Consider the following 15531-nt stretch of genomic DNA (forward strand, 5'->3'; position numbering starts at 1 on the left):
GCCGCCGCATCTCGGCATCGCCGGTCTGCTGCCAGGTCAGCACCAGCGCCGACAGATAATGGCCGAGCGTATGCCCCGCGATCGTATCGCTTTCCCAGCCGCCGTAGATTTCGGCCTTGGGTTCGAGCCCGGCATATTTGCGGAAATTGTGCAGCAGGCGATCGGGGCTCAGCCGGTGGAGATACTGGCGATTGACCTCGACCGCGGTGGCGTAGTCGGACGGGCGCAGCCGCACCGCCGATAAAGGAAGCGGGCGCGCCGATCCCCCGCCTGCCGGCACCGCCACCGCCGCGCGCGCACCGGCACCGAGCACCGTGATCGCGAGCGTTCCGCCGCCCGCCGCCAACACGCCTCGCCGCGTCAATCCGCTCACATCACCCTCCTTTTGAATACCGTATACGATGACTTGACGTCCGGGCTCAGTCAAGTCACTAGTCGAATCATGTAGGATCGTATAACGTATTTTCTCCTACCAGTGGTACATTGATCCATCCCAGGGGAGGACCGGAAAGTGAGCTCATTGAAAAAGAGGGGTTTGTTGTTCGGCGGTGTGGGGCTGCTGAGCATCGTCATCGCCACCGGATCGGCGCAGGCGCAGCTTGCCGCCGCGCCCGCCGCCGGCGAATCCGCCGCCACGGGTAACGCCGGCAGCGACATCGTCGTCACCGGCACGCGCATCAAGCGCCCCGATCTGGAGAGCAACAGCCCGCTTACCGCGGTCAGCTCGGCGGAAATCGAATATCAGGGCGCGACCACGGTCGAGGGCGTGCTCAACCGGCTGCCGCAATTCACCGCCGCGGAGAATGAGAACGTCTCAAACGGCTCGGACGGCACCTCGAAGGTCAATTTGCGCAACCTCGGGTCGAACCGCGTGCTCGTGCTGATCGACGGCAAGAGGATGCTGCCGCAACAGGCGGTCAACCTCAATTTCGTGCCCAGCGCGCTGGTCGAGCGGATCGACGTGATGACGGGCGGCGCCTCGGCGGTCTATGGATCGGACGCTTTGTCGGGCGTGGTCAATTTCGTCCTGCGCAGCAATCTCGACGGCATCCGCCTCGATGCGCAGACCAGCTTCGCGCAGCATGAGAACAACAATCAGGCGATGCGCTCGATCGTCTCCGGCGCGGGCTATGCGCTCGCCCCGCGGCTGGTGGCGGACGGCGGCAAACAGGACGTCAATTTCGCCGCGGGCAAGAATTTCGCCGACGGGCGCGGCAATATCACGGTGTTCGCGGGCTACCGCCATTTCGATCCGGTGCTGCAATCGAGCCGCGACGTTTCGTCATGCGGGCTCAACCAGGCCGACGATGCCGGCACCGCGCTGGTCTGCGGCGGATCGAGCAATACCCCCTACGGCACCTGGGTGCCGCTCGCCGGCCCCAATCAGGGCGCCACGCTGACCAACAGCAGGGACGGCTCGCGCACCTGGGTCCCCTATAACAACAGCTACGCCTATAATTACTCGCCGACCAATTACTTCCAGCGCTCCGACAATCGCGTCACCGCGGGCGGCTTCGGCAAGTTCGAGATCGCGCCGGCCGCGACCGTCTACGGCAGCTTCATGTACATGCGGGATCATACCTTCTCGCAGGCCGCGCCGTCGGCGCTGTTCCTCGGCAACACCTATGAGGTCCCCTGCAACACGCCGCTCGCCAGCGCGAGCCAGCTCACCGCGTTGTGCGGCGCCGCGGCCGGAACCAGCCAGATGCAGCCGACGATGATCGGCTATCGCATGGCGGTCGCGCCGCGACGCGACGATCTGCGCTACAACGACTATCGCTATACCGTCGGGGTGCGCGGCGATATCGGCAGCGGGTTCAGCTATGACGTGAGCTATCTGCGCTCGATCGTCCGCTACGCCGAAACCTATCTCAACAACGTCGATCTGGTGAAATCGCAGCGCGCGCTCGATGTCGTCAACGTCAACGGTACGCCGACCTGCCGCTCGGTGGTCGACGGCAGCGATCCGAACTGCATTCCGGTCAACGTGTTCATGGCCAATGGGGTGACCCCGCAACAGGCCAAGTACATGTTCACCCCGAGCAACACCGGATCGCGCAACACCCAGGAGGTGATCTCGGGCACGCTGAGCGGCGATCTCGGCAAGCTCGGCATCCAGTCGCCCTGGGCGAACCACGGGCTCGGCATCGCGCTCGGCTTCGAGCACCGCCGCGAGACGCTCAATTTCTGGGCGGACGCGATCGCGCAGCAGGGCGGCGCGACCAATTCGGACGGCGTCATCACCGTCAACGAAGGCTATGGCGAGATCGAAGTCCCGATCCTGGCCGATCTGCCCTTCGCGCATGCGCTGACGATCAACGGCGGCGCGCGTTATTCCGCCTATCACAACGAGCAGAAATCGACCGGGTTCAGCTCGAACTACAACGTCTGGACCTATAAGGGCGAGCTCGATTGGGAGCCGGTCGTCGGCGCGCGCCTCCGCGCAAGCTACAACCACGCGATCCGCGCGCCCAACATCACCGAGCTGTTCGCGTCGCAGAGCGTTGGCAATGTCGCGGCGCAGGATCCGTGCTCCGGCGCGACGCCCAAGGCCTCGGCGCAGGCCTGCGCGCTCACCGGCGTGACGCAGCAGCAATATGGTTCGGTCATTTCCTGCCCCGCGGACACCTGCTCGGCGCTGGGCGGCGGCAACCGCGCGCTCAAGCCCGAAACCGGGGATACCTGGACCGCGGGGATCGTGCTGACCCCGAAGCAGCTTCGCCGGCTGTCGCTGTCGGTCGATTACTATCACATCAAGGTGAAGGATTATATCAACTCGATCGATCCCTCGCTGATCATCAGCCAGTGCACCGATACGCAGGACCCTTATTATTGCGGGCTGTTCAAGCGTGACCCGCGCTCCGGCGCGATCTTCGGCACCAATGGCTATATCGTCTCGACCACGCTCAACACCGGCTATCTCAAGACCTCCGGCATCGACGTGAACGCGGATTATACGTTCAACATCGGCAAGGCGGGGAAGGTGAACCTCAACCTCGTCGGCACCTATGTGATCGAGCAGGTGTCGCAGCCGTTGCCGGGCCTCGGCAGCTATGATTGCAAGGGTCTCTTCGGCTACACCTGCGGCCAGCCCAACCCCGCCTGGCGCCATGTGCTGCGCACGACCTGGACGACGCCGGACAACATCAATGTCTCGCTCGCGTGGCGCCATATCGGCGGCACGCAATTGTCGAGCCTGTCGTCCAATCCGGCCTTGTCGGGATCGGCGACCAGCATCGTCAACCGCCGGATCGGCGCGTATAATTATTTCGACCTGACGATGGTGGCGGACGTCACCAAGGACGTCCAGGTGCGGATGGGCGTCAACAATCTGCTCGACAAGGATCCGCCGGTCATCGCCGCGGGGATTCTCTCCTCCTTCGGCAACGGCAATACCTATCCGGGCGTCTATGACGCGCTCGGCCGGACGATCTTCTTCGGCACGACGCTGAAGTTCTGAAGGAGCGGCCCGCCTGATCCACCCGTCATTCCCGCGCAGGCGGGAATCCATTGACGCTGATGTCGCGATTCTTTCGCAGAGGTCCGAGTGAATGGATTCCCGCCTACGCGGGAATGACCAAGGAAGCGATAATCTCGCTCACGCGCGCTACGCCGACATCTCGGTATCGGCCAGCGCGAGCCGGATAAGCTCGGCCATCGCGTGCCGTGCGGCCTCGGCATCGCCTGCGGCGAAGGCCTCGTACAGCAACCGATGGTCGGGGATCGGATCGCGTTTCAACGCATGATTGCGCTGCTTGTAAATCGTCGTCCAGGCGATCGCCGCCATGATCGAGCTGGCGAGCGCGATGATCGCGTCGTTCCGCGTCGCCTCGAGCATCACCATATGGAATTGCTGATCCGCCAGCCGCCCTTCCTCGGTCGCGAGGCCGTGGCGCGCCATTTTCTCCAGCGCGCGGCGCATCGCCTCGACCTCGTCGTCGCTCCGCCGCGCCGCGGCGATCGCCGCCGCATTGGGCTCGACCGTCAACCGCAGTTCGAACAGATCGCGGAGGAACTTCGCGCTCGGCTCGGCAGCAAACTGCCACGCCAGAAGATCGGGGTCGAGCAGGCTCCATTGCCGCCGCGGATTGACCCGCGTCCCCGCCTTGGGCCGGCTTTCCACCAGCCCCTTGGCGGAGAGCACGCGAAACGCCTCGCGCAGCGACGAGCGCGAGATGCCGATCTGCTCGGCATAATCGAGCTCGGTCGGAAAGACATGGCCCGGCGGCAATTCGCCCGACAGGATCATCACCGCAAGCTGCTGCGCGACCGATCCGCGCATCCGCCGCCCGCCGCTGGTCTGGATCAGCGCCCCTGCGCCGGCCCGTTCGATGCTATTGATCCTCGCCGCCACGCCGTCCCTTTCCGCGGCGAACATTGATCCGATCATCGCGCTGCGGCAAGCTATACGTCCTACAATATATCGTATAATATTATCGCTTCGATACTCGCCGACAATCGCGCCAAATGAGGTTCGCTGCGCATGAGGTTCCCGACGTTCCGCCATTTCGTGTATCCCGCCCTGCTGCTCGCCGGTATCGCGCCGGGGGTCATCGCCGGATCGCACGCGGAGACGCCGCAAAAGCCGGCTTTCCCGCCGATCCCGACGCGCGACTTCGCCGTCGGACCGTTCAGGCTCGCGCTGCGCGGCGATACCCAGACGTTGGCGCGGCTGTCCCCGGCGAGCGACGCCGGGTTCAGCTTCGTCCCCACCGCGCGCGAACCCGAGCGCGCCGGCGACGGCTATAACCATATCGGCGATCTCAACCTGCGCGTGCGCGCGCCCGACGGCGAATGGCGCGATTTCGCCTCGGCCCATGCGCGCCGGCCGATCCGCCCGCTCGCCGCGCGCGGCGCGGTGCTCGCCGCGGCGGACATCACCGCCTCGATGGGAAAGGACGCGCCGTTCAGCGTCGAGCGCCGCTGGGTCAACGACGCGGGCACGCTCGCGCTGCGCTTCCGCATCGTCAACACGTCCGCCCAGCCGCTGGAGATCGGCGCGCTCGGCATGCCGATGGTGTTCGACAATATCCTCACCGATCGATCGCTCGACGAGGCGCACAGCCAGGCGAGCTTCGTCGATCCCTATATCGGGCGCGACGCGGGCTATCTTCAGGTCACCCGGCTCAACGGGCAAGGTCCGGCGCTGCTCGTGCTGCCGGAAAAGGGCACGCCGCTCGAAGCCTATAGCCCGCTCAAGAACCCCGGCGAGGACAAGGCCGCGATCTTCACCGATCGCAGCCCGCGCGGCCAGACCTCGGAGGGATTTTACGACTGGACGGTCTATTCCGCCGCTTATGCGACGCGCGAATGGAAGGATGCCGGCGAGCAGTGGAATGTCCCCACCACGCGGACGCTGAAGCCCGGCGAGGCGCTCGATATCGGGGTGCGCTTCGTCGTGTCGCCGGCGATCCGCGCGATCGAGCAGACGCTGATCGCGCACAAGCGCCCGGTGGCGATCGGCATCCCCGGCTATGTCGTCCCGCAGGATCAGCAGGCCAGCCTGTTCGTCCGCGCGCGCAGCGCGATCACCAATTTCGAGAGCCATCCGATCGGCGCGATCGAGGCGGCGTTCGCGAGCAAGGCGAAGGGCTGGACGCGGCTGTCGATCCGCGCACGCGGCTGGGGCCCGGCGCGGCTGACCTTGACCTATGCCGACGGCGAGAAACAGACGATCAGCTATTTCCTGACCAAGCCGCTCGATCAGGTAACCGCCGATCTCGGCCGCTTCTCGACGACGCAGCAATGGTTCGAGGGCAAGGACGATCCGTTCCACCGCTCGCCCGCGATCCTCACTTATGACGACAAGGCGAAGAAGATCGTCGATGTCGAGCCGCGCGTGTGGATCGCGGGGATGAGCGACGAGGGCGGCGCGGGAAGCTGGGTCGCGGCGGTGATGAAGCAGCTCGACAATCCCGACGCGGCCGAGATCGCCAGGCTCGAGCGAATGGTCGACGAAACGATCGTCGGCCAGCTCCAGATCGCCGACGGGCCGCATGCCGGCGCGGTCAGGAAAAGCCTGTTCTATTACGATCCGGCGAAATTCCCGTCGCTCTACGGCGATGCCGGCAAGTGGAAATCATGGACGTCGTGGAACGAGAAGGACGCCGGCGATATCGGGCGCGCCTATAATTATCCGCATGTCGCGATCGGCCATTGGGTGCTGTATCGCGTCGCGCGCAACCATCCCGGGCTGGTCACCCGCCACGATTGGCGCTGGTATCTCGATCATGCCTATCAGACGGTCGTCGCGATGATGCGCGATGCACCGCATTATGCCCAGTTCGGGCTGATGGAGGGCGATGTGTTCGTCGACATCCTCACCGACCTGCAGCGCGAGGGGCTGGCCGACGAGGCGGCCGAAATGGAGCGGCTGATGAAGGCGCGCGCCGATCACTGGCGCACGCTCAAATATCCCTTCGGCTCGGAAATGCCGTGGGATTCGACCGGGCAGCCGGAAGTCTACGCCTGGATGCGCCATTTCGGCTGGCAGCCGCAGGCGGATGCCACGCGTGAGGTGATCCTCGGATACGATCCGGCGATCCCGAGCTGGGGCTATAACGGCAATGCGCGGCGCTATTGGGATTTTCTCTACGGCGGCAAATATCCGCGCGTCGAGCGGCAGATCCACCATTATGGATCGGCGCTCAATGCGGTGCCGCTGTTCGATGCCTTCCGGCGCGATCCCGCCGATCTCCATCTGCTCCGCGTCGCTTATGGCGGGATGATGGGCGGCATCACCAATATCGACCAGCAGGGCTTCTCCTCGGCGGCATTCCACAGCTGGCCGGACATGATGAAATGGGATCCCTATAGCGGCGATTATGGCATGGGCTTCTTCGGCCATGCCTATGCCGCGGCGACCTATCTGGTGAACGATCCGACCTTCGGCTGGCTCGGGTTTGGCGGCGATGTCGACACCACGGGCGATGCGGTGACGATCACCCCCAAGGACGGCGCGCGTGCGCGCCTGTTCGTCGCGCCGGCGGGGCAATGGATCACGCTCGACGCCGGGAAGATCGCCAGCGCGCGCTATATTCCCGCGACCGGCCGCATCACGCTGACGCTCGACGCCGCCACGCCTGCGACGCCCGCCGCACGGCTGTTCGTCACCGCCACGACGCGATCGGCGCGACGCTACGCGCCCTTGGGGGACATCCCGCCGGAGCGCGGCGGCTTTACGGTGACGCTCGGCGCGACCGCGCGCGAGATCGTGCTGGCGCCGCGCTGACCGCGCAACGCGGGGAAAAAATATAAGGGGTCGGTCCTACGCTTGCGTATGCGGATCATGGGTAAGCTCCTTTCCTTCCTCGCGTTCCTGCTGCTGCTGGTGGGAAGCCCCGCATTTGCGCATGAAGGCCATAAAGCCGACATGACCGACGCGGAGCTGGCGCAGATGCGAGCGCAACCGGCCAATGCCAGCCAGGCGACGCCGGCTGGCGCTGCGTCGCAGGGCACGATGGCGATGGAGCACGCGCACGGTGTGGCGCCGGACGCCGCCGCGCCCGCGGCCGCGGACAATCACGTCAAATCTCTCGGCGATTTCCTCGGCCGGCTCCACCCGATGCTGGTCCATGTCCCGATCGGGCTGCTGATGGCGGCGCTGCTCGCCGAATTGCTGTTCATCTGGAAGCCGATGGCCGGGTTCGGCATCGTCGTGCGTTTCCTCGCGGTCGGCGGCGCGCTCGGCGCGGTGGCCGCGGCCTTGCTCGGCTGGTTCTCCGCCGGCTGGCGGCTCCACGACCGGTCCGACACATTGATGGCGCACCGCTGGAACGGCACCACGATCGCCGCGGTCAGCATCGCCGCCGCAATGTTCGCGTTCCGCGCCAACCGCACCCCATTGCGCATCCTGCTCGTCTTCTTCGCGATCGCCCTGCCGATTCAGGGCTATCTCGGAGCGGAGATGGTCTACGGCCCCAACCACCTCGGCCTGTAACGGAAGAAGGGCACCCACATGCATTCATTCAATGCCGGAAAATCCGCGCGCCTCAGGCTGGCCGGCGCCGCGCTGACATTGCTTGCCGCCTGCTCGGGCGTGGCGCAGGCGACGACCTATACGATGTACCGCGATCCCGGATGCGGCTGCTGCAAGAAATGGGCGGAGCACATGCGGTCCGCGCTCAAGGCGCAGATCACGGTGGTCGAGACGCGCGACGTCGCCGCCTTCGCGGACCAGCGCGGCGTGCCGGCGGCGCTGCGCTCGTGCCACACGCTGATCGCGGGCGGCTATGTCATCGAAGGCCATGTCCCTGCCGCCGACATCGCGCGGCTGCTCGCGACGAGGCCCAAGGGCGTCACCGGCCTCGCGGTTCCCGGCATGCCGCTGGGCTCGCCGGGGATGGAAGCCGGCGGGGAGAAAGAGCCCTATCAGGTGATCGCTTTCGGGCCGGGCGGGCGGCGGGTGTTCAGCAGCCATAACCGGTGACCGCGGCGGTCTCCGCGCGATAAATAAAGCAATAAACGGGCCAGATTGAATGACCTGGTGGTGAAATCGCCACGCGCCGTCGCTATAAAGGCGGTAGCGGGTATGGGGATTTTGACCGACCGATGAATGTTACCGACCGTGCGGCGCTGACGCGTCGTGGTTTGCTGGGCGCAGGCGGCCTGGTCGCCGCCGCTGCCATTCTGCCTACACATGCAAGCGCGGCGCTGCCGGCCGCGCCACGCACCTCGCCGCGCGTCGTGCGGCCCGAGCTGATGCGCCGCGCGCTCGCCGCCTTGCAACGCCACGGCGCGCGCGTGCAGCGCGATCGGATGGCGATCGTTGATTTCGACGCCGCATCGGCCGAGCCGCGGTTCCATTTCGTCGATCTGGCGAGCGGCGCGAGCATTGCCAAGCTGGTCGCGCACGGCAGCGGATCGGATCCCGCGCATACCGGCTTCCTCCACCGCTTCTCCAACGCCAACGGCTCGAACGCCTCGTCCGAAGGCGCCTTCCTAGCCGCCGATTATTATATCGGCAAGCACGGCCGGTCGCAGCGTTTGATCGGTCTCGATCCCACCAACAGCAACGCGCTCGCCCGCGCGCTCGTCATCCACGGCGCCTGGTATGCCAATGCCGACATGATCCGCACACACGGCATGCTCGGGCGCAGTCAGGGCTGTTTCGCGGTCGGCGAGCGCGAACTCGCCGAGGTGTTCGAACGGCTCGGTCCCGGCCGGATGATCTACGCCGCGAAGGTGTGACGGGCGAGCGCGGCGATTACTTCCCGATCACGAAATCCTTGAGGCTGCTGACATCGGTCAGCGCATCGGGGGTGACGACGACGGTCGCGCCGGGCACCAGCACGCTTTCGATCGCGGCGCGGGTCGCCGCGGTCATGTCGACATCGCCGAGCTGCATATCCTCGTCGAGCGTCTGCCCGGGCAAGGCGATCCGCGTCCAGCGCCGCGCCCCCGCGGAATCGGCGGACTGGAGCGAGTAGAGATAGGGGTGGCTGATCTGCCGGTTCACCCCGACGGTGGCTCGGCCGATGATCCGCCCGCCGCGGATCACGAACAGGGCGCGATCGGTGGTGCTGACGACGATCGACACCGGCCCGGTCGGCGCGCGCGCCGGATCCCAGAAATCGCGCGCACCCGGCGCGCCTGCCCCGCTCTTCGCCGCCGCGGCGATTACGTCGCCCGCCGGGACCACCGCGGGCAATGCGTCGCGCTTGGTCACCACCACCGTCATCCCGAGCGGGGTCGCGCCGTAGAGCATCTGCGCGAATTTCGCCGGCAGGCGGATGCAGCCGTGCGACGCGGCATGCCCCGGCAGCGCGCCGGCATGAAGCGCGATCCCGTCCCATGTCAGCCGCTGCATGAACGGCATCGGCGCGCTATTGTAGAGGTTGGACCGGTGATCCTTCTCCTTCTGGAGCACGGTGAAGATCCCGGTCGGCGTCTCATGCCCCTTCTTGCCCGACGAGACGGTGGTGATCGCGATCGGCAGGCCGTTGCGATAGACCACCGCGCGCTGCGTCTCGAGGTTGACGACCATCAGGATCGGCCCCGCCGGCGCGGTCTGCGGCGCCCACATATATTCGCCCGCCTTGAGCGCCTTGGCCGATCGCAGTACCGAGGCATTGTCGAGCGTCGCGCGCCCGGTGACGGTGACCGTGGCGGGTTCGGGGGCGGAAACCTGCGGCGCGAGCACGGCGGCGGCGAGCAAAGCGAACATCGACATGCCGGCGCCTTAGCGCGGATGAAGGGCGGTTTGAATCGCGGAAATTTCGCCGCTCCGGCCGATTGCCCGCGCGTGCGGACACATGTTGCGCATAAACAACGCATGAAGTGGATATAGATACGTATAAATAGGCAAATGCGTTATATTTGCTTGATCGAGCAACGAATCGCGCTAGGGGCAGCGCAATCCACGCGGGCCGCGAGCCGCCGCCCGTGCCATATCGCTCTACGGGGAGGAAAGTCGTGAAACAGGGTCTGGCCGGAACATCGCGTCTCGCGTTCGTCATCACCGCCGCCGCGCTCGCGCAACCCGCGCTGGCGCAAACCGCCGCTGCGCCCGAAGCCGTGCCGGCCGCCCCGGCCGACAATAATGCGATCGGCGATGTCGTCGTCACCGCGACGCGGATGGGCGCCACCGCGCTGCAATCCACCCCGATCGCAGTCAATGCGGTGACCGGCGCGCAGATCGCCGATCGCGGCATCCGTGATGCGCAGGACCTCAAGGCCTATGTCCCCAGCCTGCAGGTGTCGGACCTCAACGGCTATGCGCAATTGTTCATCCGCGGGGTCGGATCGAACACGGTCTATATCGGCTCGGACCCGAGCACGACGATCAACCTAGACGGCGTCTACCTCGCCCGCCCGCTGGGCTATTTCAACGAATTCCTCGACGTCGAGCGGGTCGAGGTGCTGCGCGGGCCGCAGGGCACGCTCTATGGCCGCAATTCGGTCGGCGGCACGGTCAATATCATCTCGCGCACCCCGTCGGACACGTTCGAGGGGCAGGTCCAGGCACTCTACGGCACGTACAACCGCTATGGCGTGCAGGGCTATGTTTCCGGCCCGCTGACCGAAAGCGGCGTCCGCGCCAGCCTGGCGTTCGACGTCTCGGGGCACGACGCCTATCGCAAGAACGTCTCGACCGGCGGCGATGTCGAGGACAATCGCTCGTTCGGCGTGCGCGGTCAGGTGCTGATCCCGCTGGGCGGCCACGATACGTGGACCTTGCGCGCGGATTATTCGCGCCAGGCCGGCGCGCTCGGCGGCGCGATCAAGCTGCTGCGCCCGGACGGCAATGCGCTCGACGATTCGATCCTCGGCGATTTCTCCAAGGTGTCGATGAACGACCCCAACCGCACCGTGCTGAAGAATTACGGCTTCGCCAGCGATGCCTCGTTCCAGCTCGCGCCGGGGCTCACTCTGCGCTCGCTGACCAGCTATCGCGGGATCGACGGCTCGATCGTCGCCGATGCCGACGCGAGCTCGATGGCGATCCTCGCCGATTACGTCACTCCGATCAGCCAGCAGCAGTTCAGCCAGGAATTCACGCTCAACGGCAAGAGCCGCGCGCTCGATTACGTGCTCGGCGCTTATTATTTCCAGGAGGTCGATCGCGAGCCGCAGGTCGTGCCGATCCTCGCCGCGGGGATTTCGCATGTCCAGCAATCGCGGCTCTTCGCGCGCGCCGCGGCGGTGTTCGGGCAGGTCGAATATCACGTCAATGAAATGGTCTCGCTGGTCGCCGGGCTGCGCTACACCGCCGAGCGCAAACATTATCAGCTCGACGATTATTTCACCGCCTCGACCTCGACCAACCCGGCGATCGTCCGCGCCGCGCCGGTGCTGTCGGGCGTGCCCGGTCTCCCCGATCCGTTCACGGTCGACACGGTGCGCCGCGATCATGCGCTGACCCCGAAATTCGGCATCAACATCCGCCCGGCGAGCAACGCGCTCGTCTATCTGTCGGCGACGCGCGGGTTCAAGAGCGGCGGGTTCGATTATGGCGCGAACAACGCGGTCGACGCCGCCGCCGGCTATGGCCCGGAGAAATTGTGGTCGTATGAAATCGGCCTCAAGAGCGACTGGTTCAACCGCCGGCTGCGCGTCAACCTCGACGCTTTCTATTATGATTACGCCGACCTGCAGGTCGAGAATTGCGTCCGCATCGGCAATTCGTTCGGCGCGCGGACGCAGAATGCCGGCACCGCGCATGTGAAGGGGGTCGAGCTCGAACTGCAGGGCCGCCCGGTCGCCGGGCTCGAGCTGTTCGGCAATGTCGCCTATCTCGACGCGCGTTATGCGCGTTACGATGCGGCCTATGTCACCGCGTTCGGCACGTTCGACGCCGCGGGCAAAAGGCTCAACAACGCGCCGCGCTGGTCGGCGACCTTCGGCGGCACCTATACGCAGGATCTCGGCAATGCCGGATCGGCGTTCGTCGGGGTCGACGCGCATGTCCAGTCGACGGTCTATTTCACCCCCGCCAACGACGGGGTGAACGGCGTGACCGGCTATCCCGAGCAGCAGCGCGGCTATGGCGTGCTCGGCGCGCGGATCGGGTGGAACAGCGCGGACAAATTGTGGAAGTTCACCGTATCGGGCAGCAACCTCACCGATCGGCAATATGTCACCGGCACCGCGGGCTATACCGCCGCGATCGCCGGCCGCCCCGGCCGCCCGCGCGAGGTGATCGCGCAGATCAGCCGGAAATTCTGAGCCTAAACGGCGCCGCGATGTGGATTGACGCGGCGCAGCATTTGCCTATGACCGATCACGCGACAGGTTCCCCTTGACCGGGGATTGAAAGGGAACGGGGTTCGAAACCCCGGCTGCCCCTGCAACTGTGAGCGGCGAGCCACCGTGCCACATGCCATTGGGATCGACATCCTGAGAAGGCGGCACGGAGCGGCATTGACCCGCAAGCCAGGAGACCTGCCCGTCGCGGTCGTCCTTCGACCGGCCAGGGTGCGCCGGACGGACGGGGGTCAAACCCGCGAGACGACAAGCAACCAGCCCCGGTGCGCATCGCGCGCCGGCGCATGTCGTCATGTGGGAGACTATGAAGCTTCTCTATCCAATCGCGGGCGTCGCGCTGATCGCGCCCAGCCCCCTTTTCGCCCAATCCGCCAACCAGCCGCCGGTATCGGCGCCGGCGCCCGACGCCGCCGCCACGCCCGATGCCGACGGCACCGTCGTCGTCACCGCGATGCGCGCGCCCGTCGCGATCGATCGCGTCGCGGCGTCGGTCACCGTGCTCGACAAGAATGCGATCGACCGCGCCGGCGACATGTCGGTTTCCGATCTGCTGCTGCGCACCCCCGGGGTCACTATGTCGCGCAACGGCGGTTATGGCACCGCGACCAGCCTGCGCATCCGCGGTGCAGAGAGCGATCAGACGGTGGTGGTGATCGACGGGGTCAAGCTCAACGATCCGTCGGCGACCGGCGGCGGCTATAATTTCGCCAATCTGCTGACCGGCGACGCCGGGCGGATCGAGGTGCTGCGCGGGCCGCAGTCGATCTTGTGGGGCAGCCAGGCGATCGGCGGGGTGGTCAATGTCGTGACCCCGCTGCCCGAAAAGCGGCTCGAGGGCAGTTTCGATATCGAGGCGGGCAGCCGCGATACCGTCAGCGCGCGCGCGGCGATCGGCGGCAATGACGGGCCGCTCGCATGGCGCGTCGGCGGGCAGGCCTTCACCACCCGCGGCATCTCCGCGATCGCCCCCGATTTCGGCGGGCGGGAACTCGACGGCTATACCAACCGCTCGATCGCCGGGCGTGCAGTGCTGACGATCACGCCCAACGTCAGCGCCGAACTGCGCGGCTATTATGCCAACGGCCGCGCCGGGATCGACGGATTCAGCGGCGACACCCCCGAATATACGCTCAACCGCGAATTCGTCGGCTATGCCGGCCTCAATGTCGCGCTGCTCGACGGGCGGTTCCGCAACCGGTTCGCTTATGGCTACACCAACACCGATCGCGACAACTACAATCCGGCGCGTGCGCGGACGCTGACCTTCGACGCGGCAGGGCGCAACGAACGGCTCGAATATCAGGGCAGTTTCGCGATCGCGCGCGGGGTCGACGCGGTGTTCGGCGCGGAGAATGAGGTGAGCCGCTTCCGCAGCGTCTCGCCCGCCGCCAGCCTGTCGGTGCCGATCCCCGCGCCCGCACGCGGCCGGGCGGAGATCACCAGCTTCTACGGCCAGCTCAACGCCGCGGTGATCGCCGGGCTGACGCTGACCGCGGGGGTGCGCAACGACGATCACAGCCGCTACGGCGGCAAGACCCTGTTCGCCGGCGGCGGCGCCTGGGCGTTGCCCACCGGCACCGTGTTCCGCGCGAGCTATTCGGAAGGCTTCAAGGCGCCGACGCTCTACCAGCTCTTCTCCGAATATGGGAACCAGGCGCTGCGCCCCGAACGCGCGAACGGATGGGAAGCGGGGGTCGAACAGCGTTTCCTCGACGGGCATGTCGCGCTCGGCGCGACCTATTTCGAGCGGCGCTCGAACGACCTCATCATCTACAACGGCTGCTCGACCGGCGCGATCGACTCGATGTGCCTCGTCCCCGGCAGCACCACCCAGCGCCGCTTCGGCTATTACAAGAACGTCTCGCGCGCCTTCGCCAACGGCATCGAGGCGGCCGGGCATGTCGCGCTCGGCAAGCGGCTGACGATCGACGGCAATTACAGCTGGACCGCATCGGAGGATCGCTCGCCGGGCGTCGCCACGTTCGGCCGGCAATTGCCGCGCCGCCCGCGCCACGCGTGGAACGCCAGCGCCGATTACAGCTTCCCAGGCGGTCCGTCGTTCGGCGCGGCGGTGCGCTGGTCGGGCGATACGTTCGACAGCGCGACGAGCAATGTCGTGCTCGCTTCTTATACGTTGGTCGACCTGCGCGCCGAGCTGCCCGTCACCCCGGGGCTGCGGCTGTTCGTGCGCGGCGAAAACGTGTTCGACGAGAAATATGAGACCGTCTATCGCTACGGCACCCTCGGCCGCAGCATCTATGCCGGCTTCCGGGGGCGCTTCTGATGCGTGCGCCGTTCATGAAAGGAGCAACGACGATGACCCGATCCGATGCGCGCGTCTCCACGCTGTGGATCATGCTGCTGACGCTGGCGAGCGCGCTCACCACCCTGGCGCTCGCCTGCGCGACGCCGTTCACCGCGCTCGCCGCGCTGGCGGCGACGCAGTTGCGCGCGCGCGACGGCATCGTGCTGATGATCGCGAGCTGGGCATTGAGCCAGGCGACCGGTTTCTGCCTGCTCGGCTATCCGCGCGACGCATCGACCTTGCTATGGGGCGCGACGCTGGGGCTGGCGGCGATCGCCGCGGTCGTCGGTGCGCGCGTCGCCGCCGATCGCGTCGCGCCGGGCCGCGTGCTGCTGCGCATCGCGGTCGCCTATCTCGGCGCGACGATCGGGTTCAAGATCGTCCAGCTCCTCGGCGCGGTCGGGCTCGGCGGGGTGGATATCGCGCTGTCGCCGGCGATCAACGCGCGGCTGTTCGCGCGCAACGCCGCGATCCTCGCCGGGCTGTATCTGCTCTATCGCACGCTCGTCGCGGCGGGGCTC

General features: G+C 66.5%; 11 protein-coding genes and 1 riboswitch. Of the genes, 8 read left to right on the forward strand and 3 right to left on the reverse strand.

Features of this window, described 5'->3' with window-relative positions:
- Positions 1 to 373: beta-L-arabinofuranosidase domain-containing protein (locus BGN95_RS15710; protein ID WP_353744710.1), on the reverse strand; the 373-nt coding region annotated here is incomplete at its 3' end.
- 165 nt (positions 374 to 538) lie between these two features.
- Here BGN95_RS15710 and BGN95_RS15715 point away from each other — a divergent pair.
- Positions 539 to 3460, forward strand: coding sequence for a TonB-dependent receptor domain-containing protein (locus tag BGN95_RS15715; RefSeq protein WP_286773247.1), 2922 nt, complete (start codon positions 539 to 541; stop codon positions 3458 to 3460).
- Between the two features lie 147 nt (positions 3461 to 3607).
- On the opposite strand, the gene BGN95_RS15720 is transcribed toward BGN95_RS15715, so the two are convergent.
- A complete protein-coding gene (locus tag BGN95_RS15720; protein WP_286773248.1) occupies positions 3608 to 4354 on the reverse strand; it encodes a FadR/GntR family transcriptional regulator in 747 nt (248 codons plus the stop codon).
- Positions 4355 to 4483: 129 nt separating this feature from the next.
- Between BGN95_RS15720 and BGN95_RS15725 the strand changes: the two genes are divergently transcribed.
- From BGN95_RS15725 to BGN95_RS15740, 4 genes are all read left to right on the forward strand, one after another.
- Positions 4484 to 7231, forward strand: coding sequence for a DUF5695 domain-containing protein (locus BGN95_RS15725; RefSeq protein ID WP_286773249.1), 2748 nt, complete (start codon positions 4484 to 4486; stop codon positions 7229 to 7231).
- A 57-nt stretch (positions 7232 to 7288) separates the two neighbouring features.
- Complete coding sequence (locus tag BGN95_RS15730) at positions 7289 to 7939, forward strand: DUF2231 domain-containing protein (RefSeq protein ID WP_286773250.1); 651 nt, start codon at positions 7289 to 7291, stop codon at positions 7937 to 7939.
- Positions 7940 to 7957: 18 nt separating this feature from the next.
- Positions 7958 to 8428: a DUF411 domain-containing protein gene (locus BGN95_RS15735; RefSeq protein WP_286773251.1), complete on the forward strand. Its 471-nt coding sequence runs from the start codon at positions 7958 to 7960 to the stop codon at positions 8426 to 8428.
- Positions 8429 to 8550: 122 nt separating this feature from the next.
- Positions 8551 to 9189 carry a murein L,D-transpeptidase catalytic domain family protein gene (locus BGN95_RS15740; RefSeq protein WP_265311830.1) on the forward strand — a complete coding sequence of 213 codons (639 nt, stop codon included), beginning with the start codon at positions 8551 to 8553 and terminating at the stop codon, positions 9187 to 9189.
- 16 nt (positions 9190 to 9205) lie between these two features.
- Here the strand turns inward: BGN95_RS15740 and BGN95_RS15745 are convergent, their stop codons facing one another.
- Entirely contained in the window at positions 9206 to 10171 is a 966-nt protein-coding gene (locus BGN95_RS15745) for a L,D-transpeptidase family protein (protein WP_286773252.1), read from the reverse strand.
- A gap of 242 nt (positions 10172 to 10413) precedes the next feature.
- Here BGN95_RS15745 and BGN95_RS15750 point away from each other — a divergent pair, with 242 nt between their 5' ends.
- The 3 genes from BGN95_RS15750 to BGN95_RS15760 form a co-directional block, all read left to right on the forward strand.
- Positions 10414 to 12666, forward strand: coding sequence for a TonB-dependent receptor (locus BGN95_RS15750; RefSeq protein WP_286773253.1), 2253 nt, complete (start codon positions 10414 to 10416; stop codon positions 12664 to 12666).
- A 47-nt stretch (positions 12667 to 12713) separates the two neighbouring features.
- Positions 12714 to 12904: riboswitch (cobalamin riboswitch) on the forward strand.
- Between the two features lie 105 nt (positions 12905 to 13009).
- Entirely contained in the window at positions 13010 to 14989 is a 1980-nt protein-coding gene (locus tag BGN95_RS15755) for a TonB-dependent receptor plug domain-containing protein (RefSeq protein ID WP_286773254.1), read from the forward strand.
- 32 nt (positions 14990 to 15021) lie between these two features.
- On the forward strand, positions 15022 to 15531 hold a 510-nt coding region (locus tag BGN95_RS15760; RefSeq protein ID WP_286773255.1), incomplete at its 3' end, for a hypothetical protein.

It is taken from the genome of Sphingomonas sp. 66-10, from assembly GCF_001897045.1.
Classification (GTDB): Bacteria; Pseudomonadota; Alphaproteobacteria; order Sphingomonadales; family Sphingomonadaceae; genus Sphingomonas; species Sphingomonas lycopersici.

Excerpts from the sequence above, each read along its gene's own strand:
- BGN95_RS15740 (WP_265311830.1), top strand. The coding sequence starts at position 8,551 with ATGAATGTTACCGACCGTGCGGCGCTGACGCGTCGTGGTTTGCTGGGC.
- BGN95_RS15745 (WP_286773252.1), bottom strand. The coding sequence starts at position 10,171 with ATGTCGATGTTCGCTTTGCTCGCCGCCGCCGTGCTCGCGCCGCAGGTT.
- BGN95_RS15755 (WP_286773254.1), top strand. The coding sequence starts at position 13,010 with ATGAAGCTTCTCTATCCAATCGCGGGCGTCGCGCTGATCGCGCCCAGC.
- BGN95_RS15725 (WP_286773249.1), top strand. The coding sequence starts at position 4,484 with ATGAGGTTCCCGACGTTCCGCCATTTCGTGTATCCCGCCCTGCTGCTC.
- BGN95_RS15730 (WP_286773250.1), top strand. The coding sequence starts at position 7,289 with ATGGGTAAGCTCCTTTCCTTCCTCGCGTTCCTGCTGCTGCTGGTGGGA.
- BGN95_RS15735 (WP_286773251.1), top strand. The coding sequence starts at position 7,958 with ATGCATTCATTCAATGCCGGAAAATCCGCGCGCCTCAGGCTGGCCGGC.